The following is a 26,909-nucleotide window of genomic DNA, read 5'->3' as shown; positions in this document are numbered from 1 at the left end:
AGACCTCATTTCCATAAAAATGGGGGGTATTGATCCAAATCACCGCGCAAAAAGCGAGCAAGTAGCATCGCCTGTGCATGAGGTACTAGTCCCCAATTGATTTTTTCCTTTAAAAATGGGTGTGTTAGCGGTTCTTGTTTTCGTTCCTGCCAGGCTTGTAAATATTTCTTTCTACCTTCATCTGTTAAAATGACTGCCCCATCTTCCTTTTGTACAAAGTCCTTTGCCATCACCATTTTTTTGTTAATCAGCTTTAGTACAAAACGATCTGCGACGACTGCACGTAATTCCTCCATTACATCTAGAGCTAAAGAAGCACGCCCTGGTCGATCACGGTGTAAAAAGCCGACATATGCATCTAAGCCAACTGCTTCTAGTGCTGCGGAAACATCCTTTGCGAGCAATGTATAGCTAAAGCTTAGTAGTGCATTCACATTATCGGTTGGTGGACGACGGTTTCGGTTTTTAAAGTAAAATGCTTCCTTTTGCTGTAAAATCATTTGATCAAATAACTGAAAATAGGCATTCGCAGCCTGACCTTCAAGCCCTCGCAATAGCTCTAAATCATCACAATCCAAAATTTTTGGCAAATCCTCGGACAATTTTAGTGAAATTCGTTTAAACTCTGGCACATCAATACGCATCGGATTTTCCCTTGTTGCACGCTCCAACAGCCATTTTTGATTGGCAATTTTAGCAAAAATAAAGTTGCGAGCGATTTTAGCGCTTTCTTGCTCGTTATCAGAAATGCGGTACTGTGTTTTTCGCAGTACCACATTTCCTTTACTTTCCCCAATAATCCTTGCCAAAAATTTGCCCCTCACATCTAAAAAGGTCAGTGCAATATTTTTCTCCGCACAGGCATGCATCAATTTCGGACTTGCCCCGGCATAACCAAATGTACAAATGCCTTCGAGATTATGTAACGGAATGCGACCAAGTTCCTGTTCGTCTGCTGTGACCACAACCGTTTCGCCCTTTAGCGTCAAATAGATATTGGGTGTTGTAATGTATAAGGTGTTCAATAATTTTCTCATTATAAATACCCCTCCATATAGGCTCGTACATTGTGCTTTTCATTCAAAACGGGCATGCATAAATTTTCTAATGAACAGCTTTTACAATGTTTTCCCATCTTGACTTTAGGAGTATGCTGCCGTCCGAAATATTGATGCATTTGCTTAAACAACGCGCGTACCTCATTCTTCAAACTTTCCGTAATCGGCACTTCTACCCGACGCTTAATTTCGTCATAGAAAAAATAGCCAACTGGTACATCACAAACAAGCATTTCCTCCAAGCACATCGCTTGTGCCACGAGCTGCATCACGTCTTCTTCCCCTTGTTTTGGCTTGCCACGCTTATATTCTACAGGCACAACACGATAAGTACCGGATTCATTCATAATAGGAATCCCACTAGGATCTTCTATAAATTCCACCACATCACAAATCCCAGTTGTTTGCAGCTCATGAGATTTTACAGGCATCCCGCGCACAATCAATTTGTCTCGACGCTTTTCGCGAATTAGGGGCAGGTCCACCTTTTGATGCACAAACTGCCCCTCAATCGTTTTCACATTTTCTTCCCACTGTTGCTCAATATGAATAAGCGCCCATTGCCTCTGACAAAAGCGAAAATGCTGCACACCAGACAACATTAAATAATTCTCTTCATTAGCGTCCTTCAAGTTCTTCCACTTTCAACCCTTCTAATGGTAAAACGTTAACTTGGCCATCCGCTGTAACTTGTAACGAGCGGTGCACTTTAGCAGAAGAATATTGGCCCAGCTTCGAATTGTGCTCCCACCAAATTACCTTTAACACCTCAAGTGAGCCTTCAGGACGTGCAGAAGACGCGTCATTTTCAAATAATGAAACTAGTACTTCTTTAATTTTCTCAGCATCTTCATTTGAAAAGCCTGTTTTCTCGGCAAGCTGTGTATTGATGCTACCAACAAATTTGTAAATCCCCTTGTCTACACGGTGCTTCATCCCCATCGTGTCCGAGCCTTTTTTGTCACCTGTAACTGAGTTCACGGATTTCGTAATTTGTAAGCTCGTAATATCAACTGGTTCAATACTAATTGCTGGATGTAAAGACACTGGGCCACGTACCCCTACAGATAATGAATCCCCTTTAAATGCAAATACTTGTCCAAATGCGCGCACATCAAACCATGTTTGAGAAGCAACAAGTGCATATGTATCCGCATTCCCTTTTTTATCTTTTTTAATTTTCGCCAACTCTGGAATTGATTCCGCACGCTCATTTAATGATTTGAAACCGTCATTCGCACGGTCATCCGATTGTACAAAAATTGCTTCCCCCAAATCTTGCAGACGATTACGCATTTTTCGTTTAATCGCGACATCCGAAACCTCACCATAGCCATCAAAGTTTTGACGTGGGCGATTCCCGTTAAGTGGATCTCCATTTGGATTAGCATTTGTTACAGAAAATACAACAGCAAAATCAATTTTATGATCTAATGAACTCATGATTGTTGTTCCCCTTCCTTAATCTCTTTTTTTGTATATAAATCTTGACGTTGGCTATAGTAGCCTAGTAAATACTTCCCACTAAGTGCTTGATTGTTAAAATCTTCAATAGAAATTGCAGAACCAATTTCATCAATTAATCGGCGATAAAAATTTCCCTTCTCTCCTAAGCTCATTTGATACGGTAAAATGGCTTTTTGAATTGTAGACCATGTGCGCTCAGGATTACTTTGGAATGCACTCATATAGCGCACTGCATTCGTTGTTCTTTTCTCATCTTTTTTTAGAGATCTATACTCTAGCACATCTGCTACCGCTAACATACGACCAAATAAATAATCGCGGTCCTTACAATTTACATCTAATGCCACTGTAAACTCCTCCTGTTCATATAAATTACGGACTAACGCACACGCAACTGACAGTGTTTGCTCCCATTCCCAGGTCTCACCAAAAAATTGTGGGTTCGAAGCGCGCATAACCGCACTTTTAATAATATCTAACGGGATTTTCCGCTGATCAAGCACACATGGTAACATACGTTCCATGACACCCTTCACGACTTTGTCACTTGGACGTGGGCCATATGCCGCATGAGCAATGGAATAAAATGAAGGTGCACCATAAAACACCTTGTCCTTCCCACGCGTTTGACGCCAGCTCGTTTTTACATGCCAGTCGGATAACTGATCGAAGTAGAGCTTACTATCATAAGAGCGGAAATATAAAATCGCTAGTCGTCCCGGTGTTGCCGCATCTACATTTAAAATATAGATTTTTTCGTTTGGTAGTTCTTCATAACGAATATGCTTTGATAAACCTGCTAACAACGCCTTTTTCTGTAATGCCAAGTTTTCCTTTAAATCTACTTTCTTCGTTTCTAGCTGTTCATGCGCCTGTTCAAAATTAAAATTATCCCAGCTAAGCTCTAAACTAGATAAATCCTCATGCGCTGCCGGAATATCTAAGTTTTTAGCACCCCACACTAAAAAGACACGTCCATCAATCGTTGTTCCCTGACGTTCAATCAGCCACTTTAAGGCATTATGTGCTTTTTGCGATGCCTCGTAGCTAACATTTGCGGCTTGTAAGCTTGATTGAAAGCGACCGCGGAATGTAAAGCCTGTCGCATCATTTGCAGAAATCAACTTTGCCTTATCACCTGAGTTGCGAAGTTTATTCGGATGGCGCTCTGAACGAGGTAACAATTGACCCGTTACATAACAAAGGTCAACATCCTTCAACTGCGTATTATAATAACTGCTATAGGCATCGAAAATTTGAGCATTTTGCCATATTGGTACAACAGTCTCCCCTGGAATATGAACGTTAAAACGGACCAATGCAGCTTCCTGTTCATTTGCAATAACAGCAAATATTTCAGGACGTTCGTTTATATCTCCCGTCCATTTTTTTAAAAGTTGTCCATCCTCACCAATATGCAATATTCCTTTTGCGATTAAATCTGTAATCACTGTCCCTTTTTTTACATATTGATAAATTGCTTCAATGTATGGATGACTATATTCAGATGCACACCACCCCGCTAATTGCTGTACATACGCATCATGTGCGACTCGTTTCTTTTCATCCACTGATACATACTGCGCATAATCCTTTGCCACAAACATTAACTTGTCATGCAAGACGTGCGGCACATAATTTTGGCCAGAACGACTACCTGAACCTTCTGTAAAAGGTAAAACGGTATTTTCTTTTTGGACAACCTTTGCATCATATAAATTGCCCTGTAAATCGACAATGATTTCAATATGAGCAGTTTGAGTTGTATGTGACATAGGTAACAGCATGTACGAAGCTTTTTCACCATTACGCAATGTTTTTTCAGAAGCTATACCAACTTTGTCTAAATTTTGCTCGTATGTTTCATGTAAGGCTTTTAAATAGCTCATCCTTCCACCTCCAATTCTTTCGCTAAATCATCAACCGGTTGCATGGATTGCTTTAACACAAATGATTTTGGCTCCATTTGCTTAATTGGACGAATGAGTGTACAAGCTTCGGGACGAATAAATTCAACTACGCCAAATTTCATTACAGGTTGCCATAGTCTTGTTGCAAGCTCATTAGCCCCCGTTTCATCTGGATAGTTCATGCCATGTAGCATTACACCAAAGTGCATTTCATCAATCGCATCATAAAAGCCTTCACCACTACCAAATTCACACGGCTCCACATAGGCCTGACATTCACGTGTGCCAAGGAACACATCTCGTCGCCCACCTGCTTGCACACAGCGCTTGGCGATGTTGTGGTGTTTATGTTCATTAAAGTCTCCCTTTAAATCTTCACGATGTTCATTAAACTCAAAATGAGCTCGCACCTGATATTTGACATCACGTAAATAGCTATAATTGGCAAGTGTGTTTCCACCTGACATATTAATTGGACGCACACCCTTTGATTCCATCCGAATTGGCTTCATGACACGTACCTCATCAATAATCCAGATCAGACTTGGCTTCCAATACACCGACTCAGTAATCCCCTTCAAAGCTTGATATGACGGGATTTGCATTGTCATTTTTTCCCCACCAAGCTTCATTAAGGGATCTGTAAATAATGCATAGTCTCCACTTACTTCAAATTCAATTTGATTACGAATTTTCGTCATGTTTCTCACCTCCCTTAAAAGTCATATAAAACAAGCTTTGCCTCACCTTGCACCGATAAGCCATATGCATCATCATAGGTTGAATCAACTGCAATCCATATTTTAAACGAGCCAAAATCTACTGCTCGAATGAGACGTTCCTGCTGCAACATTCGGAATTCATGTGCAAATACATTTACAGAATACTGCTGAGCCTCTTTCATAAATGTTTTAAAATCTACAGGCTCTCCACTTACTAGCTGTGCAATCAATTTTTCCCCATCTCCATATGGCACTAAAATAGATTCCGTATTGGCTTCAATCACTTCAAAATATTTAGCTGTTTCTCGTATTGCCGTTCGTAAATACACTTGATTTTTTTGGTTTACTGAGCGGTCTCCACTAAATAATAAGTCATGTAACGTTGGCACTAAGCCTTTCACTGGGTAATTCAATTGCACGCTCATATTGATGTAATATTGTTTAAAATACGCTTCAATTGCATCAGATGAAAGCGCTTCACCGTTGAAGACTTGTTGTTCCTCTATATCTCTTAAAATATAACGTGCACATTGTTGGCCATTTGCAATAGTTGGTAGCTTGGTCAACACTTCTTTTGCATGCTTAAATACATACACCTCACGAACGCCACTTTCACCATTTCGATTACAACGCCCAGCAGCCTGTGCAATCGAATCCATCCCTGCAAGTGCACGCATGACACATTCAAAACTAACATCTACCCCGGCCTCAATCAGTTGAGTGGATACACAAATCACCTGCTCGCCTGCCTTTAGCTTTGCTCTCATTTCTTGTAGCTTTTCCTTACGATGTGCTGGACACATACCTGTACTTAAGTGATACACATTGTCATAGTGATTCAGTTGCATATACAGTGCCTTCGTCGTTTTTTTATTATTGGTAATAATCAGTACACTGTTAACTTCGCTTAGCTTGTCTTCTATAAATTCAGCTAAATCTTCTGTTGTCCATTGCTCTCGCTCATTCATAAACACAATATTTGTCCGTTTGAATGCCTGTTCGATTTTTGACAAATCGTCAATAATCTCCTCATTTACCGTAATATTATGCTCCACATATTGAAGCGCTGGCTGTGTCGCTGTACAGAGCACCACTGTACTTTTAGCATACTTCGTTAAAAATTGAATGGCTTCATTGAAAAGCGAGACACAATTAATTGGTATTGACTGAACTTCATCAAAAATAATAACTGCATCACTCAAATTATGAAGTCTTCGTAAATTTCGCGATTTCCCGCTGTACATACTATTTAAAAACTGCACCATTGTGGTAAAAACAATCGGTGCATCCCAATTGTCCTTCGCATGATTTAACTGCCTTTGCAGCTCTAATTCTTCATATGTCTCTGGGTCTCTAACATCCTCAATAACATTACTATGATGCTCAAGCACCTCGTCCGTTTCGAGTAAATCTCTTACCACCGCGGCATTTTGTTCAATAATGGTTGTAAATGGAATAACGTAAATAATGCGTTTTAATTTATGCTCACAGGCATGCTTTAGGGCAAAACGCAAACTAGAAAGGGTCTTCCCTCCACCTGTAGGAATTGAGAGTGTGTAAATCCCTTGGGGTTTCGTCGCTTTGTCAAAACAGTTATCCGACATTTGTTGGCGTAGCTTTGTAATATCATTAGGTATTGCTTGTTGCTGTAAGTTTTTTAATTTTTGCTCTAATGTGTGAAGGTGTTTTTCAAAGGTTGATGTTCTATGTGATAGGTCTATTGGTGTAGATAAATCATTTTCATCAAATTGACGCGAATTCGTGCGGTCAGCGTCGATCAAACTACTAAAAATCATCATCGTTAAAAATGGAGAAAGTTTATAAAGAATTTCTGGTAAATCTGGTCCTTTCGGAAAATGCTTTTGCAAAAATTGATGATATTGCTGTGTAGCTAAGGAAACATAATCTTCAAATTCCTGCTCAGACATAACTTCTTCAAAGAAGCGTTGCTGTAGCTGATCCAGAGGAATCGCTTCTTTTTTAGTGCGCTCTATGAATGGGGAATCCCCTTCACTATCTATGTAATCCAATAATTGTCCATGATGCGAAAAGATAACGTTTGCAAGCATTTCCACCATAATATGTCGTAACATTTTCGGTTGATGGTAGCGCTGCATTAATAGTAAGCCACCTGCAGTCGAATGATCTACCGTCCCTCTCTTTGGCGGATGATTCGGGTTTGCAACAGCTTCCCGTATGTATTGCTGAAAGTCATCTGAAAATTTCCCGTAATCGTGTAGCAATCCTGCTAACCCAAATACCGCAGACATTCCTAACTTCTCTCCGTTTCGCTCACATAACTCCTTTACTTCAAGTAAATGGTCTTTTAATAACTGAACTGTGTCATCGTTTTTACGAAGATGTGCAACAAACATAGGTAAACCTCCATTCAACTTAATTATAATAAAAAGGTTTAGTAATACAGAAAAATAATCCAAAATTTTGGATTATTCAGTATACTTTAATTCAAATTTTACCATAAATTTAGTTCCAAATAAGTGTTACTTATGTCTAATTTGAAACTAAATAATTTATCAATATAAATTACATCTAACTAGTTGCCAAGATAATTGTTGCTTGCTTTAATATGTTCTTTTCTTTATTTATGCGTTTAAGCTGTTGACGTGCTAGTGACAACTCTTCCACAGCCTTTATACAGCTATTTCTAACACAGATAGCGTTTCTTTCTTGATAGTTTAATATCCAACGATCCAATGTTGATGGTGATATATTATATTTAGCAAGAATGTCTTTACGTGATAATAATTGATTTTCATAGAGCTTCACAATTTGCATTTTAAATTCAGTTGTATAAGTTCCATAATGACGTGTCATTTAAGTACGCTCCTTTTATCAAAATGCTCTACATATTTTCAAACACATTACATTATTAAATCTAGCTGCATACTTTAATATTTAAGTAACAAACAGCTTTTGAGTCCAAAATAGCCTACGTTCAAAAAACAGACTACTTGGACTCCAAATTGCTTATTTAACACATAATAAAGACAGTTTTTAAAACCACATAACAATTGATCCTTTTATTTTGTTATGACATTATAAATACAGTGAACCTCCTAAATTAAGAATAAAACACAAATCCAATATTGTCAATTACTAACAAATTTTTCGATGTGAAAATTAGATTAACTACTCTAACTCACACCACCATTAAAACATACTCATAATTTCAATTACCTTAAAAAACATCAAATGTTAATCCAACAAAAACTTAAATACCCATGTTTAAATATCCCTTTCCAAAAAATTCAAATCATTCGCAATTCCTTCTATTACACTTTTAATTTATTGTTATAATGAACTCGTAAGCTCATACTATTTTGTTAAGTAGAGATGATGGATGAACAAACGATTCGAAAACAAGGTGGCGATTGTGACTGCGGCGCTTCTGGTATTGGCTATGCAATTACAGAAAGCCTATTAAATGAAGGCGCAAAAGTGGTCGTTGCTGATTTGAACGAACAAAAAATGCAAGAAATCTAAGCTGCACATGGTGGAAATGTTCTAGCAATCAAAACAAATGTAACAGTTGAGCAAGAGGTCGAAAATTTAGTAAACAAAACGATCGAGACATTCGGTCAATTAGATTATTCATTTAACGTAGCTGGCGTCAAAAGCTGCACCCATTACCGATTTATCGGAAAATGATTGGGATTTCACAGTGGATTTATGCTTAAAAGGTGTCTTTTTATGTGTAAAGCATTAAGCAAAACATATGAAGACTCATGGTGGCGGGGCAATTGTAAACGTTGCGTCATTAAACGCACAAGTACCGATGTTCGCAGGAACAGCATACTCATCCGCAAAAGCGGGCGTTGAAATGCTAACGAAAAATGCCGCGCTGGAGTTAGCTCAGTACAATATTCCTGTTAATGCGATTTTAACGGGTCTTGTGTTAACTCCACTCACTGCTGGATTAACAGGGGTTGACGCTATTCACGAAGCCTATATGGAGCGCATTCCCATGAAGCGTGCTGCCGATCCTAAAGAAATGGCAGGTCCTACATTATTTTTAGTGAGCGAGGACGCATCCTATGTTAATGGGGCAAGCTTAATCGTTGATGGTGCTTGGCAAACGAGTGGGTATCCAGATTTAAGTAAATTTTTCTAAAGGGGAGCAAATATATATGAGAGTAGCAGTATTTCATCAGATAAAGAATATTCGTGTGGAAGATGTAGAAAAACCAACAATTCAGCCAAATCAGGTGCTAGTCGAAGTTGCTTGGGTCGGCATTTGAGGTAGTGACATTGGCATTTACAATTATGGACTCGGTACGGATCCACACCCTATTACAAAACATGCTGGTCAGACGATTTTGGGACATGAATTTTCAGGAACCATTGTTGAAGTTGGCGCAAAAGTAGGGAAATTCAAAACAGGCGACCACATTTGCGTGGAACCGCTAATTTACTGTGGTACATGCCCTGCTTGCACGCATGGCTTTTTCAATCAATGTCATTCGGTAGGCTTTATCGGCATTAATCGTCATGGTGGCTTTGCACAGTATGTCGCAGTTGACGAAAACATGCTGCATAAATTACCGGACAATGTGACGTTTGAAGAAGGCGCACTCGTTGAACCAACTGCAGTGTCATTTTACAGTGTGAGAGAAAGTAAGCTAAAGGCTGGTGATTTTGTTGTTATTTATGGCGCAGGTCCTATTGGATTACTTACCCTTTTATGCGTCAAAGCTGCTGGTGCCGCTAAAATTGTGCTCGTGGATTTTTCAGAGGAACGTTGCATCACACCACAAGAGCTTGGCGCATCTCTTGTTGTAAAAGGCGATGCCGAGGATTTAGTGCAACAAATTTTAGCCTTTACAAACGGTGGCGCAGATGTTGTATTTGACTGTGCCGGTGTACAATCTACCGTGAGCAATGCGCTTTATACAACGAAAATGGGTGCACAAATTATGTTACTTGCTACATTTAAAAAGCCGATTGAAATTGACTCAAACATGGTCATGTTCAAGGCTCTGCAACTCACATCAACGCTCGCTTATCTCCATGTATTCCCAACAGTTATCGAGCTCATCGCAGCAGGCAGATTAGACGTATCTACTGTAATTACGTCTAAAATCGAGCTGAATGATATTGTTGACAAAGGCTTCGAAACATTGATTAATGATATTAAACAGGCAAAAGTATTAGTGAAGCCATAAAGTAAGGCTGTGCTCGATAAACGTTTTCCTCATCCCCACCGAATATTGCCTTTCACTAATTAGGCTTGTAGGGACAGCTGATCATCACTCAGCTGTTTCTTTTCATTTGTTAGTTTATTTCTTTCAATTCGCATTCTCAATACAGGGAATGACATAATAAATTCGATGTATTCGTTAAAGCATCAAGTTTCAATCCACATCCCCAATACAGGGAATGACATATTGATCCAAATTAGTTAACTGGATTTCCTGTGTTTCAATCCACATCCCCAATACAGGGAATGACGAAAGAGCGCGGCCAAACATTCTACCGATTTGAAGTTTCAATCCACATCCCCAATACAGGGAATGACTGATATTTATTACATTATTGAAGACTATCTACCAGTTTCAATCCACATCCCCAATACAGGGAATGACCTATGTGATGTAAATTGAGGTTTTAAGCGAGTGAGTTTCAATCCACATCCCCAATACAGGGAATGACTGCGATTATCGGTGATATACGGCCAGCTGTGCGTTTCAATCCACATCCCCAATACAGGGAATGACCTCTACAATCGAGCCGTGTTCGAAGTTAATCGCTGGTTTCAATCCACATCCCCAATACAGGGAATGACCGACATAGGCACGCGCACTTGCGTCTACTAGCGGTTTCAATCCACATCCCCAATACAGGGAATGACCTGTACGCGTAATTTCGTCTTGCTCGTAATCCCTGTTTCAATCCACATCCCCAATACAGGGAATGACACGACTAATTCCCGTGGGAAGTATAAATAATAGTTTCAATCCACATCCCCAATACAGGGAATGACGCAAAGCCTACGAATTTATCGTTGACTATGCGGTTTCAATCCACATCCCCAATACAGGGAATGACCAAGAGCCATGTCTACGCGATAAGCTAACGCAAGTTTCAATCCACATCCCCAATACAGGGAATGACATTAAATCAACCATCCCCAAAGTCGTACGCGAAGTTTCAATCCACATCCCCAATACAGGGAATGACCAAATCGGCTCTCACGGATTTCGTCAGCAGTTAGTTTCAATCCACATCCCCAATACAGGGAATGACGTAATGGAGGTTAAAGGTCGAGACGGTAACAAGTTTCAATCCACATCCCCAATACAGGGAATGACATTCCATAAATCCTCTGCTATATCCCTATCAGGGTTTCAATCCACATCCCCAATACAGGGAATGACCTTTTTAATGTACTGATTCTACGATTGATTGTTGTTTCAATCCACATCCCCAATACAGGGAATGACGATGGATGTTGCGCCGTTTGTGACGTATAACGTTGTTTCAATCCACATCCCCAATACAGGGAATGACGATTAAATTAGTTTTGGTTAATTCGTTGGCGAAGTTTCAATCCACATCCCCAATACAGGGAATGACTTTACTTGTAATACTTGTAGCTCTATTCCTTTTGGTTTCAATCCACATCCCCAATACAGGGAATGACATCGCCTGATTTCCTGCTCACTCTGTCGAATCTGTTTCAATCCACATCCCCAATACAGGGAATGACCTGCGCTGATTGGCACCATTTCCCCAGTACTCGGTTTCAATCCACATCCCCAATACAGGGAATGACTCAATTTCTTGAATCAAGTGCAGTTTAGACATAGTTTCAATCCACATCCCCAATACAGGGAATGACAAAGCCGCATGTGAGCTGCTAACGATCCATAAGAGTTTCAATCCACATCCCCAATACAGGGAATGACCGCGTATATAAATACAGACAATTGTATGTCCGTGTTTCAATCCACATCCCCAATACAGGGAATGACTTGAACAAAATTGTTAAGGAAGGATGTACAAATGTGTTTCAATCCACATCCCCAATACAGGGAATGACACCATCAACGCTTACACTTATAATTCGTTCACGGGTTTCAATCCACATCCCCAATACAGGGAATGACTTACTCAAACGCGAAGGCATTGTACCGATGATAGTTTCAATCCACATCCCCAATACAGGGAATGACTGTACACCGCTAATATTCATATCGCGTTTAGCTGTTTCAATCCACATCCCCAATACAGGGAATGACGGGCGAGCAGCAAGAATTATTAGCTCCCCATTCTGTTTCAATCCACATCCCCAATACAGGGAATGACCATGCAAAGACGCACGACAAAGAGCTTTGATAGTTTCAATCCACATCCCCAATACAGGGAATGACTCTGATAATAAATATTGCCACTAGAATCTCTGTGTTTCAATCCACATCCCCAATACAGGGAATGACAGTTCGTAAATGTATTTATTTACGGTTTACGTTGGTTTCAATCCACATCCCCAATACAGGGAATGACTGCGAATTTTGATTCATTTTTAATAAAATCCACAAAAATCCAACAAGAATAATATTTAACCACTATTATTCTAACAATATTATAATACATTATTTACCAATATTTCAATAAAATCAGTGCGAGTCTCCTAGCAATTTTATGTTCACTTTACATCCGCACTAAACGCCATTCTCATATTCATTAACAGTTCTTAACTCCATCACACTCAAACTCCCCCTCTACAAAAAGAAAATTCAAACACTTCTAATTAGTCAATTAAACCCTCCATCATTAATTGCGTATATCATTCGCATATGGTTATACATAAGGCAATCAATAATCTTACTATAGACTGCTATCTTTTGCAGATCTTATATACGTTTCATTGTTATACCTTCCAATTTAAAGGGCAACTCACACTTTGGGAAATAACAAGAAATATTCGAATTTATTTGGTTACTACATACGTCTGGGGATTATTTGATGAAAGATCTTTGATTTCACTATATTCGAGCCAGATATTAAAACGAAGTAGATGATGTAAATTAATTGTTAAATCAACGGGTAATCGGCCTCATTAACGTGTACAAAATTGATCGATAATAAAAGAAGCACACCGATAAACGATTCATAAAGAACTCGTTATCGATGTGCCCACAAAATTAAAAATAGTGTCGCTTTCCGATTCTAATAACCGAAAAACGTTAGCGCTAATTAAGCTGCTTTTTTGCCGCTTTTCTTCTTAGCTTTCTTCTTTGCAACTAATTTCGCAGCTTTTTTCTTTTCAGCCTTTTTCTTTTCTATCTTTTTCTCAAGCTTCTTTTTGTCTGCTTTTTTCTTTGCCTTTTTTTCTAGTACTACTTCTTCTGCTTTGTTTTTCTTAGTTTTCTTTGCCATGCTATATTCACCTCGATAATATATTTGTGAAGAAATCATTCCATTATGGTAGAACGATTACATATAAGGATATATTAACCAGTACAGGAAAGCAAATAAAATTATTTTAATATATTTAGAAGTTGGTGAATGAATACGAATAAGATGCTTACAAACCCAATGAAATCAATACATTTACCGAAATATCTGTAAAAATCAAATTAGCAAAGTCTCCATTTTATTTTCCTCCACTCTCCTACACAAATAGAAACTGACATTAAATCATTTCCTGTATTCCCAACAGAATATTATCATCAAAATAATTTTCCAAATGACAAAATAATCAAAACGCATTAACCAATTCCCTTAAGTTATTAAAAATAATTATTCATTTCTAATTCGCTATACTCTATTTCCATTGTCAAGACATTTCACCAAAATTATTTCCCATGCAATAAAAATACACACCTGTGCCAACTCCCTATATTCTGTCTAACGCTTCACCCTCGAAAACATATTCACATCATGTACCTGATCATTTTGATACATATAATTGCGCAAAACACCTTCCAGTTCAAAGCCATTTTTCAATAATAGCTGGTTGGAGGCTTCATTTCCCACAAAAACAACGGCACCGATTCTTGTTAAATCGAGCTCTTGAAAGCCATAGTCTACAATTTGATTGATCGCTTCTGACATATAGCCTGCACGCCAAAAATCTGGGTGCAATTCATTGCCAATTTCTGCACGTCTATGTAGTGGCGACCATAGGTTAAAGCCGATTGTCCCGATTAAGCCAGTCTCCTCTTTTCTTTCAATCCCCCAGCGGATTCCTCTTTTATTCATAAAGCCTGCTGTAAATGATTGGACTAATGCTTGGGCCTCGGCAAGCTGTGTCATCGCATTCATGCCATAATATTTGATCAGCTGTTCGTTGGAAAAATTGGCGTAAATATTTTGCGCGTCTTGCGGAATTATCTCTCTTAAAATTAATCGTTCAGTTTCTAATATCGGAAACATGTCATTCCTCCCTATCTTTGTATCATTATCGTACTTTATTAATTATTCGAGCAAAGCAATCTATTTCCTTTATTTTGAAATAACCATACCAATTATCTAGCGTATTTATGTAACTTCTTAAAGCCTCACGCGTCTAATCCATCAAATCTCGTTTTTAGGAGGCATTATGCGATTATTATTGCTCACTATACTCTGTACCCTGTCATTACACACCATTTTCCCACAACAAGCGCAGGCATTAAGTTGTGCTGAGCTTGAAGAGCCGATTATAGATAATTTTGATATGGCTGTAGTCGGAACGGTATTGAATGTAAAAAATGATATTGTACAAAAAGGATTCACGGGGACAAAAGAGACAAAGAAGTATGTTTTGCTCGATGTAGAAAAGAGCTGGAAAACCGAAGTAGCCACTCAACTTATTTTTGAAGTGGATTTTACATGGGGTCATGACTTTGAAAAGAACAAAAAATACCTCGTTTATTTGCACGAAAATAACGGTGCCTATACCAATAGCCCTTGTAGTCCTGTGACGGTTGTAAATTCAGGTGAGGATGTCCCCAAAATTGCCGAAAAGGAATTCACACCAACTCAAGAGGTCAACTTAAAGTCTAAAATGTGGTTTAAGTATGATAAGGATTTAGATCTGTTGTTCGTACTTTTACTTGTAACTGCTTTGAGTATCTTTATTTGGAAATGGCGTGCAAAACGAGCTGGCGGTTGATTCTATAACCTTCAGCTCGTTTATTTAGTAAAATGTATTCCCTGCTATTTAGCCTTCGAAACCGATATTCCCCCTAGCGAATACGCATGCTACGATATGTTAAAGCGATAAACATGAGCACACATAGTATCATCAAAATAATAAAGAAATTAAATAACATTTTAGATACCAGTTCAATTGTCCCACCCGTAACTACCATCGCGAAATAACTCATCACCGTTAAACAAACCGTAAGCCACATTGCGGGCATAATCGATTTTCGCAAACGTAGCAGCTTTTCAGATTTTGAAGTAGTGTCCGAATAAATCGGTGTCGTCCCTACTGGCGCTTTGAACAAATGTGTATCATAGCTTGAGCAAACATGCTGCCAGCCTGCAAACTCAAACATCGCAAAATATTCTTCCTCATCTTCTGGTGCTAAACGGCGCACATCAATGCTGTAGTCAATGATTTCAGGCTCACCCTTTTCTAGCTCGTAGCCCATTGCCTTATAGCGCTTGGCAATCCAGCCTTTTGCAGCGTATTTTTTTAATATTTTCAAATCCTTCTTTTCTGAAAATGCAATACCACCGGAAACGATATACTTTGTTTTAGTCATGTGAAACATCTCCCTCTAGTCCAATTTTGGCAAAGCGAATCATTTTTTCTCGACGTGCTATGTCATGTGTTAGCACATCACGCCCTTTTTCTGTTAATGTGTACACTTTTCGGCGTGAATCACTCGCGTCATATAGCGTAATGTATTCCTGTGCCATCAGCTTTTTTATAATGGTATATAACGATGCGGGGCCAATCGTTACCTCGCCGTTCGTTAGCGCTTCAATTTCGCTCATCACCGCATAGCCATGCCTTGGCTTTGTGAAGGCAGCCATAATATAAAATACCGAATCCGTCAGTTGCTCTAAAGATTTCATTTTCGTCACCCCTTTATATCACTTTATGATATATCTAAAATTAATATATCATAAAGTGATATAAAATCAACCATTTTTTTGAAAAATAAGCTGCTTTTTTAGTTTTAAAAGGGTATTATTGGGAAATCACACGTATCCAGCCCCCAGCACCATGCAAAAAACAACAAAAAGCAAGTGCCATCACACTTAGTGACAGCACCCACTTCCTTTTAACCAGCTATTTATTCGATCCCCTACAAACACTCTTATTTAATGTGTCTTCGTTTTCGTTGCAACAAAGAACGCTGCGAACACTGCTAAAATAACAACAAGAAATGGTGCGTAGAAAATTAAAAAGTCATTCATCGTAACGCCTCCTATACATGCGTTTCATCTTCGCCAGAAAGATAACCTTTATTGAAAATAAATAATTTAAATACTAAATACATGGATGGAATAAGTAAAATTAAACCAGCGACAAATGCAATAACAAGTGCAATCGCCATCGTTTGATTTGTGAAGCTATCATGAATTGATAAGTACGGATACAGTAAATACGGATAATGCGAAATTCCGTAAGCAAAGAATGCTGTGGCAAACTGTGCGATCATGATAACGACAGCTAAACCATATTTCACTTTCCCCCAAAGTAACCAAATCGTCGCTAAAAATAAAATGCCCGATACAATAAATAACCAAGATATGTCGATCATGTTCTCGTAATGCCAATTGCCAGTTGCACGCAGTTCAATGATAATCCCAAAGGCACTGACGATTAGTGGAACCGCCCAAATTAGCGCATATTTACGCATTAAGCTGCTTGCCTCTACATCGCCTGCTTTTTTGGCATACCATGTTAAAAAGACGGCGGAAATGTACAGCACGGCGGTAATACTTAAGACGACAATCGACCATGCGAGTGGACTTGTCAATAAGGCACCGTAATCCAGCTGCGGACCAGTTTCATTCATTGTGACAAAACCACCCTCTGAAATCGTTAGCACAACCGATAACGATGCAGGAATTAATAAACCAGCGATTCCATAAGCCGCTGCATAGCCTTTATGACCTCGCAAGCCACTATAGGATTCAAAGGCATAGTAGCTTCCTCGGATTGTTAATAAAATCAACGCAATTGAGGCTGGGACTAAAAGAATCGTTCCGTAATAATAAGCCGTTTGTGGGAAGAACCCAACAATTCCAACGAAGAAGAATACTAAGAACACATTTGTTATTTCCCATACAGGTGATAAATAACGTTTAATCACCTTTGATAAAATCTGATTTTTCCCTGTTAATAAGCTGTAGCCATTGAAAAAGCCTGCACCAAAGTCAATGGATGCGACAATGACATAGCCAAACAAGAAAATCCATAAAACCGATACCCCTAATATTTCTAACCACATTATTGCGCACCGCCTTTACGTAATGCTAATTCTTTTTCTACTGGATTATTTTTAAACATGCGTCGTAGTACTACAAGACTACCAATACCTAATATGAAGTAAACGACCGCAAATGCGATAAATAACCATTCAACACCCGTTGCCGTAGTTGCACCTTGCTCCGTACGCATCAGGCCATATAAAATCCACGGCTGACGTCCAAGCTCAGCTAACCACCAGCCCGCCTCAATCGCTACGAGTGATAAAGGACCACTTAATACGACGAGCCATCTGAACCAACGTGCCTCAATCCAGTGCCAGTTTTTCCATTTTCCGATCACAAATGCGATGGATAAGAAAATCATCAGCACCCCAATTGCCACCATCACATCAAAGAAATAATGCGTAATAAGTGGTGGTCTTTCATCCTCTGGGTAGGCGTCTAGCCCTGTCACTTCTGCGTTAAAATCATTGCTTGCCAAGAAGCTTAATACTTTCGGAAGTCGAATTTCGTACTTCACTTCTTCACCATCAAGCACCCCAAAGAAGATTAAATCTGCCCCTTCCTCTGTTTCAAAGTGCCATTCTGCAGCAGCTAATTTCTCTGGTTGATATTCGGCTAAATATTTTGCCGAGAAATCCCCGATTAAGGCAGTCGCAATGGAGAAAATCACCCCAAGCTTCATCATTAAATAAAGCGCTTTTTTATGGTAAACATGCTCCTCACCTTTAAGTAACTTATACGCTGCAATCGCCGCAAAAATAAAGGCCACTGTCATAAAGCTTGATGCGAGTACATGCCCAATTTTCGTAGGCATCGCTGGTGTAAACATCGCTAAAATCGGTTGAATATTAATAAGCTCTCCATTCACCAAATCAAACCCACGTGGCGCATTCATAAAGGCATTGACAATTGTAATGAATACCGCGGACATCGATGCCCCAATCGCTACGGGAATAAGCAGTAGCATATGATGCTTTGGATTGTTAAATCGATCCCATGTATATAAATAAATACCTAAAAAGATCGCTTCAAAGAAAAATGCAAAGGTCTCCATAAATAATGGCAATGCAATCGTTTGACCTGCTAATTCCATAAACTGTGGCCATAATAACGATAACTGCAAGCCAATGACGGTACCTGTCACGACCCCAACCGCCACTGTAATCGTAAATCCGCGCGCCCATCTGCGTGCCATTAATGTATAATGCATATCATTCTTCTTATATCCTACATACTGTGCAATTAAGATCATGAGCGGCACCCCGACACCTAATGTTGCAAACAGAATATGAAAGGATAATGTAAGCTCTGTTAAAGCTCTACTCCAAAACACAGCTAAGTTTTCCATCGTTTATACCTCCTATTTATCAATTTCGCCTCGGCGTAATTGTGTCCAGATTTTTTCGAGCTTGCTTGAAAAAATCCTTTAAAATCTGTGACATCCGCCGAGGCTTTAGCTTGATTCATCCCCACTTATAGAAATAGAGGATTTTTCGTACCTATCATTTTGCTTATGATGCAGAAAGAACTTACTGAATTAAGTTAAAACATCGCTGATACTAGAACCGCCATCCCAATTGATGACAATGTAAAACTAACAAGCATCCATTTCTTTTTCATGCGTATTCACCTCTTATCAATTACACCTCGGCTTAACTTGATTCAGCCGGAGCTTGAACCCTACTGAATTAAGTTCAATCCTTTAACTAACTTCAAGTATAGTGAGGATGTTGTTGATAAAATATAGGGGTTTCCCACTATAAAGCCTTGAAGACAGCGGCAATTATGTCATTTTTGCAACAAAAAATACCCAACAGCAAAGCATATAGTCTTTGCGTTGGGTATAGAATTTATTGGATATAACCATTGGTAATGCCATACTGAATCAGCTCTGCCTTACTTTTCAAATTGAGCTTTTTCATACTATTGGCCTTGTGATTCTCGACAGTTTTGGCACTAATAAATAGTTTTTCCGCGATTTGAATATTGCTATACCCTAAAATGGTTAGGCGTACAATTTCTCGCTCGCGTGTGGAGAGCACATCGGTTTTTGGATTACCTTTATTTTTAAATAGCTTTTCTAACTGCTCCTGTGGTAAGCCCACTTCATAATAGGTTTTACCGTGATAGACAGACAAAATCGCCTCGTACATGATCCCGCCCTGACTATTTTTTAAAATATAGCCGTCCGCTTCTATATCAATGGCTTGTTGAATATAGGCCACTTCATCATGCATCGTTAACAGAATCACTTTAATATGAGGTAAATTCTTTTTAATTTCCTTCGTCGCTGTAAAACCATCCAGCCCATTTGGAATCGAAATATCCATCAATATGACATCTGGATCTGTTTGGTAAGCTAATTGAATCGCCTCTTCGCCGTCATTTGCTTCACCAACAACTGCAATATCGACATGGTTTTCTAATAATAGTGCAATTCCTTTACGAATGAGCACATGGTCATCTACTAATAATACGTTAATCATCTTGTGGTCTCCATCTTGGCACAACAATGTCAATCGTCGTACCTTCTCCAATATTAGACTCAATTTCGAACTGGCCGTTTAATAAGTCAATGCGCTCTTCCATATGCTTTAACCCTAAGCCGGGACTCTTTATTTTTTCGCGATTAAAGCCAATCCCATTATCACAAATCTTCATCTCAATTTGTCGAGAATCCTTTATAATATCAATTTGAACGTGGCTGGCATTCGCATATTTCACCACATTATGAAGCGCCTCTTGAATGACACGATATAAGTTAATTTCGACAACAGGATCACAGCGATCTACCCCCTCTGTCAGTAAATCAATTGTCAGTGCAGGTGTATTTTTCATCGTCGTATCAATCATCATTTGAATCGTTGGCACTAGACCTAGCTGATCTAAGCTATGGGGGCGTAACTGATGGGAATAGGCGTTAATATCATCCATTGCTCGTTGCAGCTCGGCTTGAACTTCATGAATATACAGCGATAATTTCGGATTTTCTTTGACAAATGACTCTACCGCCTGCAATGCGACGGATACGGTAAATAAGGATTGTCCTATACCATCATGCAATTCCTGTGCAAGACGCTTATGCTCGGATTCCTTTGCTTCAATTAATGCACGAATCATTTTCTTTGTATTTTCGGCTTGCTGTGCTTTTTTAATTAATTCCTGGTCGCGTAACACAAGCAAATACTCACTTTCCCCAGTATCGGCATTTGCATAAATCGCAGCGGTACTCATTTCTACATCGATTTTTTGTCCATGATACGTTGGCATTTGCGATAAAAAGGACGGCACCTCACGATTCGCAATCAAGTAGCAGGTCGGTTCCCCCTCCTTTTTTTCCCGGGTCATACAATAGGTACAATACGGAACGGAATCACCAATTGCCCAGCCCGTTAATTTTGCGGCTGCGGGGTTCATCATAATAATTTCACGGTTTGCTTTCATCACAATAATGCCATCTTGAATATGTTCATAAATTTCCTTTAAATACTCATAAGGTAGGCGAACCGTCATAGCTGATTGCTCCTTTCTAAAACATGTCTGATTTTCATCTTTAATACTATCTCGTTCTCTCCAACTGCGCTAATAAAAGTACTTCCTCAACGTTCATCTGTCTGTAACATTCCTCCTAAATATAGTGGAAAACCCCTAGTTTTGTTTTTACCAAATTTGCCTATTATATAGGTAAGGAGTTGATAACATGCCTTTTCTAAAAAATTTACTATTTGAACATAAATCCAAGCTCGTCCTGCTAATTATCCTATCCTTATTTTTAGGGGGAAGCATTATCTTACAGGGCATCAGTATTGTAGAAATTGTCAATCTTGTTTTTATTGAAAAAGCGCCCTTTTCCAATACGTATCTTTTCTTTTGGCTTTTTTTGATTGCCATAATCGTTCGGCTCACGACGCAGTTTTCATTAGGTCGAATTGGGGGCTGGTTAGCTGAAAAGGTAAAGGGCACTGTTCGGGGAAAACTCATGCAGCATTGGTCACACACGACGATGGAACAGCATGTGTCCTTTCAAACAGGTGAAAAGGTAACACTTTTAGTCGATACCGTCGATCAGCTGGAAAGCTATTACCGTGAATACATGCCACAAGTCATTAAAACAAGCGTTATTCCGCTAATGATTTTAATTGCGGTCTTTATTGTTCACCCGAATAGTGGTTGGATTATGCTAATTACCGCGCCCTTTGTTCCGATTACGTATATTATTATCGGGATGCAAACGAAGAAAAAATCAGAAGAGCAATTAGATGCGTTAAATCAGTTTTCGGGGAAATTTTTAGATTTACTGCAAGGGCTACAAACGATTCGGTTATTCGGTCAAAGTAAACAGCAGGAGCATATTTTAGCGAAAAGTAATGAAGGCTTTATGAGCCGGACATTAAGCGTTTTAAAAATTGCGTTCGCCTCTACCCTATTTATCGAGCTCATCGCAACACTTGGTATTGGGATTGTAGCGTTGGAAATCGGCTTTCAAATGATTGTTTTTAAAACACTCACTTTTGCGCCGGCATTCTTCATTTTGACTTTAGCACCAGAATATTATAATTCCTTGAAGGAGCTAGGGGCTGCCTTTCATACCGGTCGTGGGAGCTTAGGGGCTGCTGATTTAATTGCAAAGCAGCTTCAAGAAGAGGCAAACCCTGTCCAGTGGGGGCACAATTCATTAGCCATTCAACCTGAAATTTCGATTAAGGATGGGTTATTTCACTATCCAAACGGCCCGACAATTGGTCCACTCACTCTCACGATACAGCCTGGACAAACGGTGGCTTTTATCGGCAAAACGGGTCACGGCAAGACAACGATCTTAAATCTGTTATCCAGTTTAACCGAGTTCAATTCAGGAGAAATCTATTTAAACAACGCGCCACGCAGCCACTATCGTGCGGATCATTGGTATGCGCAAACAAGCTATATTTCACAGCACCCTTATATTTTTGCGGGGACATTACGTGAAAATATTTGCATGGGGCTCGACGTTTTGGATACACAGATTCATGCTGCATTAAAAGAGGCACAATTAGTCGATTGGGTGAGCGCTTTACCGAACGGACTTGACACAGCGATTGGTGAAGGTGGCCTTGGATTATCAGGTGGCGAAAAGCAGCGTGTGGCAATTGCAAGGGCCTTCCTAAAAGAGCCCGCTATCGTATTCTTTGATGAACCAACTGCTGGCTTAGATGTTGTAACCGAACAATTATTAGTTGCTTCTATTAAAAAACTACGGGCAAATGCGACAATCATCCTTGCTGCCCATCAATATGAAAGCATTCGATTCGCGGATGTCATTTATATCGTAGAAGACGGGCAAATTGTCAGTTCCGGTACACCAGTGACACTTAAAAACCACCCGTATTTCAAAAAAATTGCGGAAGGGAGAAATACAGCATGCAACAATTAGTGAACATGATTTGGCATGATAAAAAAGATGTCCTACTTGCACTATTAGCAGGGACAGTAAGTGGCTTAACGGCGGTCGCACTGTTTGCACAAAGTGGCTTGCTCATATCAAAAGCAGCCCTAATGCCTCCCTTTTATGTCATTTTAATCTTAACCGCGTTTCTCAAATTATTTGGCGTGACGAAATCCGCCAGTAAATATGCCGAACGCTATCTATCACATCGGGTAACCTTTAAATTTATTAGTATTGTACGGATGAATTTTTTCCAAAAGCTATTGCCACAAGCACATCTGTTTAACAACTATAAAAGTGGCGATTTATTAACGCGGATTACAAGCGATGTTGAGATGCTACAAAACTTCTTTTTACGCGTGCTGTATCCGCCCTTTATCGCTCTACTTGTGTTTTTCGTCACGATTTTATTTACATTATTCTTTTCACCTTGGATTGCCTTGCTCTTACTGATCGGCATCGTACTCACAAGCATTGTCGTTCCCTATCTTCTCTTTCATCGACCATTTCCTACGAGCACAGTCGAAAAAAAGGAGCTGACAATTGAAGCAACCGAGTATTTCTATGGGTATCGAGAATTATTACTTCACAATCAAAAGCAAGCGAAGGACGCGGAATTAGCCTCTTTATACCAGGCTTATGGAAAATCTCGGCGAAAAGAGCTCAATCAAGAGCAAACCTCCTATTTATGGAATCAGCTCATTGCCTTATTCACGAGCTTTGGTGTTGTCTTTGTTGGCGCCTATTTAACATCGATTGGGCAGCTAGAAGGGGTGTATTTAGCCTTAATTATCCTTGTTTCACTCACGGTTTTTGAATCCGCCGTCCCACTATCAATGGTGCCAATCTTTGCACGACATACGAAAAAAGCAGTTGATCAGCTGGAAGAAGTGACTGCAAACGAGCAAGTGGATGGAACAAGAACGCTTGAAAATATTCAAAAAAAAATCCAGTTACAAAATGTCAGCTATCATTATCCCTCTTCAACGCGCCCTGCTTTGAACAACGTTTCGTTAACGATTCAACCCGGGGAAAAAATAGCGATCGTTGGTCCTAGTGGGTCGGGTAAATCAACACTGATGCAGCTTGTAATGAAGGAAATACACCCGACACATGGGGAAATCTCGGTTGGAGAACATGCACTTGCATCCATCACAACCCACTCTCTTTATGAGCAAATAGCGACGATGCTACAGCACAATCATTTCTTCTCGGGTACCATTAAAAGCAATTTACTATTAGCCAAGCCTGAAGCGACAGACACACAATTACAACAAGCGCTGACGAAAGCAGCACTGGATAAAAATTTAGATGACCCGATTTTTGAAAAAGGCGGCAATCTTTCAGGCGGAGAAAAACAACGACTCGCCTTTGCTCGACTGCTGTTAAAAGAAAGTCAGCTATGGCTTATAGATGAACCGTTTACAAGCTTAGACGTGCAAACTGAAAGTATGTTATTTCACACACTACTTTCAGAGGCAGCCGATAAAACCGTCCTGATGGTTACGCATAAGCTGACAAACCTAGACCAATTCGACCGCATTTATGTCATGCAGCGGGGGCAAATTGCTGAATTTGGTTCACATGATGAATTGCTAGCAAAAAAAGGGCTGTACTACGCGATGGTTGCTAAAAACGGTACTTTGTAAGAAAAAGTGAAGGGAGTGTCCGAGAAGTATTTCTGGGACACTCCCTTTGCGCCGAGGATGGAGGCCAGCACGATGCTGGTCATGAATGCGTTGTCACACGATGTGACGGTTTTAGCATTCGTTCCTATTCTGACCACCGCGAAAAGCAGCCTCAAGCGGATAATTAATATATGAGGAGGCAACTGTCTTAAAAGTTTCGACTTTTTAGACAGCCCGTTTATGTGTATTGTATGTGATTGTGACAGATTCCGTCGCTCCATAAGGGCCTTCAATTAACAAACACCAGCCTCTTCAGTAGACTCGCCTAATTCCATAAAACCGCCCGGAACGCCCCATACACCATCATTCCGTTTTTGTAATAATATTTGCCCCTTGTCGTTTATGACAGCAACCGCAACTCCAACCAATAGTAAAGGGTCGCTACCAACGACTTTGCGTAATCTTTCAATGTAGCCCATGTTTCGTTTCCTCCGAATAATATTTTCTCAACCACTATCAAAATCACTAACGCTTCTTATTTACCATACCAACCTTCTTCAAATTGAAGGTCCAATGATTTTCCAAATAGAATGCCAAAGTCAATAAATGCTGACCCCCATGCAGTAATAATATTGCCATCCTTTACTAATAATTGATTCACATAATTTGCTGCTTCGAATATTCCAGAATTGATTCTAGCTTCCTCAAGTAATCCAACCGTATATTTTTTATTCTTTAATAATCCTGCTTTAGCAAGTAAAGCAGGAGAACTTGATATACTAGCTACTATGAAATTCTCCTGATCCGCAATGTTTTTAATAAAATCAGTATATTTAGTATTTTCTAGGATAGGGAAAACATCCATACACCCGGTTAATAGAAGACTGTCGAATTCTTCGTAATTAACTTGATCAATTGCTTGATCTGCCATTAATGTAAGACCTGCCTCCCCCTTAACTAGTTCTTTGTTTATCGAAATAATACTCACAGGTTTCGTACCTTGCATTAATATGGACAATGCCGTTGTTAGCTCATATTCACTAAAATTGGGATAAATAAGGACTGCTGTTTTTTTCATTATAACTTCTCCTTTGCATCAAGCGTTTAGAATCCAAAAGAGGCGGACATCAATTCCACATACTTTTACATGAACATATCAAATTTACTCAAGTTGAATCCCCTATAACTATTTTAAAACAAACGCCATATTTTAACACCCATTATTTGTTATAATTGGGTTCTTATAGACTCCTATTACATATCTCAATGTACTACATAAATCGTGCGTTACACTAAACTCACTGTAGTGCAATAATTATCAAAAATGGATTTGGTTTCTTCTTTATACTAAGTTTTGAGGTGAGCAGTCATGTATAGTCAGCTAGTCCAACATATTGTTGATATGCTTGAGGAAAATATCTTATCTGAATGGCAGCTTGAGCAGTATGCCGAAAAAATTGGTTACTCAAAGTTTTATTTAACGAGGCAGTTCAAAAAGGAGACGGGCTTATCTATCGGGATATATATTCGAAAAAGACGTCTTGCTGTCGCTGCGTTTTTACTATTGCATTCTGATGAATCAATACTCGACATTTCATTGGAATGTCAATTTCAATCACAGGAAGCATTCACACGTGCTTTCAAAGAGCTATACCAGATGCCACCTGGGAAATATCGTAATTTAATGCGATCAATAAACTTTAAGGAGGAACAGGATATGACAACAAATGAAGTGAAGGGCTGGCTTTTAACGGGGACAAACCCATCTTTATATTCCATCAAATCCGATCATAAGGTGTTTCATACGGGCTCTAAATCGGGTTACTTAGGCAGTACACAGCCTGCTCAAGAAGGTCAATTTGGAACGTTAATGCAAGTATTTTCAGCTAAAAATTGGATTGGTAAGCGCATGAAAATGTCTTGCTTTATTAAAACAAAGGATGCAATGAAATGCGGGGCTTGGTGCCGAATTGATTCGAAAAACGGAGACCTCTTACAATTCGATAATATGGATAATCGTTCAATTCATGGCACAACAGATTGGAATTACTATTCAATTGTACTCGATGTAACTGAAGAAGGAGAAGCCATTCATTTTGGTGTGTTGCTTGTTGGTTCGGGTGAAGTATGGATTGACGGGGTTAGTTTTGAGGAAGTTGATCATTCTGTCCCTTCAACAAATATGACTAACGCAGTTTCAAATTTACCATTGGAGCCAGTGAATTTAGGCTTTGATGATTGATAATGAATATAAGCCTGCTCAACATAATAAAGTGTACCCTTTGTAAAGGACATTT

General features: G+C 39.3%; 24 protein-coding genes, 1 pseudogene and 1 CRISPR repeat array. Of the genes and pseudogenes, 7 read left to right on the top strand and 18 right to left on the bottom strand.

Annotation, left to right across the window (positions count from 1 at the left end):
* Positions 1–5 precede the first annotated feature (5 nt).
* The 7 genes from cas1c to MKX47_RS07760 form a co-directional block, all read right to left on the bottom strand.
* Positions 6–1,037 carry a type I-C CRISPR-associated endonuclease Cas1c gene (gene cas1c / locus MKX47_RS07790; protein WP_340772698.1) on the bottom strand — a complete coding sequence of 344 codons (1,032 nt, stop codon included), beginning with the start codon at positions 1,035–1,037 and terminating at the stop codon, positions 6–8.
* On the bottom strand, positions 1,037–1,690 hold the full coding sequence (gene cas4 / locus MKX47_RS07785; RefSeq protein ID WP_340772696.1) for a CRISPR-associated protein Cas4: 654 nt from the start codon (positions 1,688–1,690) through the stop codon (positions 1,037–1,039). Before cas4 ends, cas1c begins: the two co-directional genes overlap by 1 nt.
* Positions 1,677–2,501 (bottom strand): type I-C CRISPR-associated protein Cas7/Csd2, encoded by an 825-nt coding sequence (cas7c, locus tag MKX47_RS07780; RefSeq protein ID WP_340772693.1) that lies wholly within the window; start codon positions 2,499–2,501, stop codon positions 1,677–1,679. The genes cas4 and cas7c overlap by 14 nt, the downstream gene beginning before the upstream one ends.
* Positions 2,498–4,414: a type I-C CRISPR-associated protein Cas8c/Csd1 gene (gene cas8c, locus MKX47_RS07775; RefSeq protein ID WP_340772691.1), complete on the bottom strand. Its 1,917-nt coding sequence runs from the start codon at positions 4,412–4,414 to the stop codon at positions 2,498–2,500. Before cas8c ends, cas7c begins: the two co-directional genes overlap by 4 nt.
* The gene (gene cas5c / locus MKX47_RS07770) at positions 4,411–5,127 is read right to left on the bottom strand and encodes a type I-C CRISPR-associated protein Cas5c (RefSeq protein ID WP_340777754.1); all 717 of its coding nucleotides are present in this window, start codon (positions 5,125–5,127) and stop codon (positions 4,411–4,413) included. Before cas5c ends, cas8c begins: the two co-directional genes overlap by 4 nt.
* 23 nt (positions 5,128–5,150) lie before the next feature.
* Positions 5,151–7,532 carry a CRISPR-associated helicase Cas3' gene (gene cas3 / locus MKX47_RS07765; protein WP_340772689.1) on the bottom strand — a complete coding sequence of 794 codons (2,382 nt, stop codon included), beginning with the start codon at positions 7,530–7,532 and terminating at the stop codon, positions 5,151–5,153.
* A gap of 175 nt (positions 7,533–7,707) precedes the next feature.
* Complete coding sequence (locus tag MKX47_RS07760) at positions 7,708–7,992, bottom strand: helix-turn-helix domain-containing protein (protein ID WP_340772687.1); 285 nt, start codon at positions 7,990–7,992, stop codon at positions 7,708–7,710.
* Positions 7,993–8,511: 519 nt separating this feature from the next.
* Between MKX47_RS07760 and MKX47_RS07755 the strand changes: the two genes are divergently transcribed.
* From MKX47_RS07755 to MKX47_RS07745, 3 genes are all read left to right on the top strand, one after another.
* Positions 8,512–8,661: a hypothetical protein gene (locus tag MKX47_RS07755; RefSeq protein ID WP_340772685.1), complete on the top strand. Its 150-nt coding sequence runs from the start codon at positions 8,512–8,514 to the stop codon at positions 8,659–8,661.
* 232 nt (positions 8,662–8,893) lie between these two features.
* Complete coding sequence (locus MKX47_RS07750; protein ID WP_340772682.1) at positions 8,894–9,289, top strand: SDR family NAD(P)-dependent oxidoreductase; 396 nt, start codon at positions 8,894–8,896, stop codon at positions 9,287–9,289.
* Positions 9,290–9,425: 136 nt separating this feature from the next.
* Positions 9,426–10,340, top strand: coding sequence for a zinc-binding dehydrogenase (locus MKX47_RS07745; protein WP_340777752.1), 915 nt, complete (start codon positions 9,426–9,428; stop codon positions 10,338–10,340).
* 120 nt (positions 10,341–10,460) lie between these two features.
* Positions 10,461–12,681: direct repeats of the CRISPR family, unit length 33 nt; unit sequence GTTTCAATCCACATCCCCAATACAGGGAATGAC.
* Between the two features lie 693 nt (positions 12,682–13,374).
* Here the strand turns inward: MKX47_RS07745 and MKX47_RS07740 are convergent.
* Together MKX47_RS07740 and MKX47_RS07735 are read right to left on the bottom strand one after the other, a co-directional pair.
* A complete protein-coding gene (locus MKX47_RS07740) occupies positions 13,375–13,557 on the bottom strand; it encodes a hypothetical protein (RefSeq protein ID WP_340772680.1) in 183 nt (60 codons plus the stop codon).
* Positions 13,558–14,028: 471 nt separating this feature from the next.
* Complete coding sequence (locus MKX47_RS07735) at positions 14,029–14,556, bottom strand: GNAT family N-acetyltransferase (protein WP_340772677.1); 528 nt, start codon at positions 14,554–14,556, stop codon at positions 14,029–14,031.
* 166 nt (positions 14,557–14,722) lie between these two features.
* Between MKX47_RS07735 and MKX47_RS07730 the strand changes: the two genes are divergently transcribed.
* Positions 14,723–15,277 carry a hypothetical protein gene (locus tag MKX47_RS07730; RefSeq protein ID WP_340772676.1) on the top strand — a complete coding sequence of 185 codons (555 nt, stop codon included), beginning with the start codon at positions 14,723–14,725 and terminating at the stop codon, positions 15,275–15,277.
* 73 nt (positions 15,278–15,350) lie between these two features.
* Here the strand turns inward: MKX47_RS07730 and MKX47_RS07725 are convergent, their stop codons facing one another.
* The 7 genes from MKX47_RS07725 to MKX47_RS07700 form a co-directional block, all read right to left on the bottom strand.
* On the bottom strand, positions 15,351–15,875 hold the full coding sequence (locus MKX47_RS07725; protein ID WP_340772673.1) for a DUF2812 domain-containing protein: 525 nt from the start codon (positions 15,873–15,875) through the stop codon (positions 15,351–15,353).
* Positions 15,868–16,191: a PadR family transcriptional regulator gene (locus tag MKX47_RS07720; protein ID WP_340772672.1), complete on the bottom strand. Its 324-nt coding sequence runs from the start codon at positions 16,189–16,191 to the stop codon at positions 15,868–15,870. Before MKX47_RS07720 ends, MKX47_RS07725 begins: the two co-directional genes overlap by 8 nt.
* 249 nt (positions 16,192–16,440) lie before the next feature.
* Positions 16,441–16,536, bottom strand: a complete 96-nt coding sequence (gene cydS / locus MKX47_RS21430) for a cytochrome bd oxidase small subunit CydS (protein WP_445683575.1) — start codon at positions 16,534–16,536, stop codon at positions 16,441–16,443.
* 11 nt (positions 16,537–16,547) lie between these two features.
* Positions 16,548–17,576, bottom strand: a complete 1,029-nt coding sequence (locus MKX47_RS07715) for a cytochrome d ubiquinol oxidase subunit II (protein ID WP_340772669.1) — start codon at positions 17,574–17,576, stop codon at positions 16,548–16,550.
* Entirely contained in the window at positions 17,576–18,907 is a 1,332-nt protein-coding gene (locus MKX47_RS07710) for a cytochrome ubiquinol oxidase subunit I (protein ID WP_340772666.1), read from the bottom strand. Before MKX47_RS07710 ends, MKX47_RS07715 begins: the two co-directional genes overlap by 1 nt.
* A 502-nt stretch (positions 18,908–19,409) precedes the next feature.
* On the bottom strand, positions 19,410–20,045 hold the full coding sequence (locus MKX47_RS07705; RefSeq protein ID WP_340772665.1) for a response regulator transcription factor: 636 nt from the start codon (positions 20,043–20,045) through the stop codon (positions 19,410–19,412).
* Positions 20,038–21,072: a sensor histidine kinase gene (locus MKX47_RS07700; RefSeq protein WP_340772663.1), complete on the bottom strand. Its 1,035-nt coding sequence runs from the start codon at positions 21,070–21,072 to the stop codon at positions 20,038–20,040. Before MKX47_RS07700 ends, MKX47_RS07705 begins: the two co-directional genes overlap by 8 nt.
* Before the next feature lie 187 nt (positions 21,073–21,259).
* Between MKX47_RS07700 and cydD the strand changes: the two genes are divergently transcribed.
* Both cydD and cydC read left to right on the top strand, forming a co-directional pair.
* Entirely contained in the window at positions 21,260–22,972 is a 1,713-nt protein-coding gene (cydD, locus tag MKX47_RS07695; RefSeq protein ID WP_340772661.1) for a thiol reductant ABC exporter subunit CydD, read from the top strand.
* Positions 22,960–24,633: a thiol reductant ABC exporter subunit CydC gene (cydC, locus tag MKX47_RS07690; protein ID WP_340772659.1), complete on the top strand. Its 1,674-nt coding sequence runs from the start codon at positions 22,960–22,962 to the stop codon at positions 24,631–24,633. Before cydD ends, cydC begins: the two co-directional genes overlap by 13 nt.
* A 281-nt stretch (positions 24,634–24,914) precedes the next feature.
* On the opposite strand, the pseudogene MKX47_RS07685 reads toward cydC, so the two are convergent.
* Positions 24,915–25,091 (bottom strand): annotated as a pseudogene (locus tag MKX47_RS07685) (NUDIX domain-containing protein); the annotation flags it as partial.
* A gap of 56 nt (positions 25,092–25,147) precedes the next feature.
* The gene (locus MKX47_RS07680; RefSeq protein WP_340772657.1) at positions 25,148–25,690 is read right to left on the bottom strand and encodes a DJ-1/PfpI family protein; all 543 of its coding nucleotides are present in this window, start codon (positions 25,688–25,690) and stop codon (positions 25,148–25,150) included.
* 291 nt (positions 25,691–25,981) lie between these two features.
* On the opposite strand from MKX47_RS07680, the gene MKX47_RS07675 reads away from it, so the two are divergent.
* Positions 25,982–26,854: a helix-turn-helix transcriptional regulator gene (locus tag MKX47_RS07675; protein WP_340772655.1), complete on the top strand. Its 873-nt coding sequence runs from the start codon at positions 25,982–25,984 to the stop codon at positions 26,852–26,854.
* Positions 26,855–26,909 lie beyond the last annotated feature (55 nt).

Source organism: Solibacillus sp. FSL R7-0668, assembly GCF_038006205.1.
In the GTDB taxonomy this organism is placed as follows: Bacteria; Bacillota; Bacilli; order Bacillales_A; family Planococcaceae; genus Solibacillus.
The sequence above is the reverse complement of the archived record's forward strand: the minus strand, read 5'-3'. Positions and strand labels throughout refer to the sequence as shown.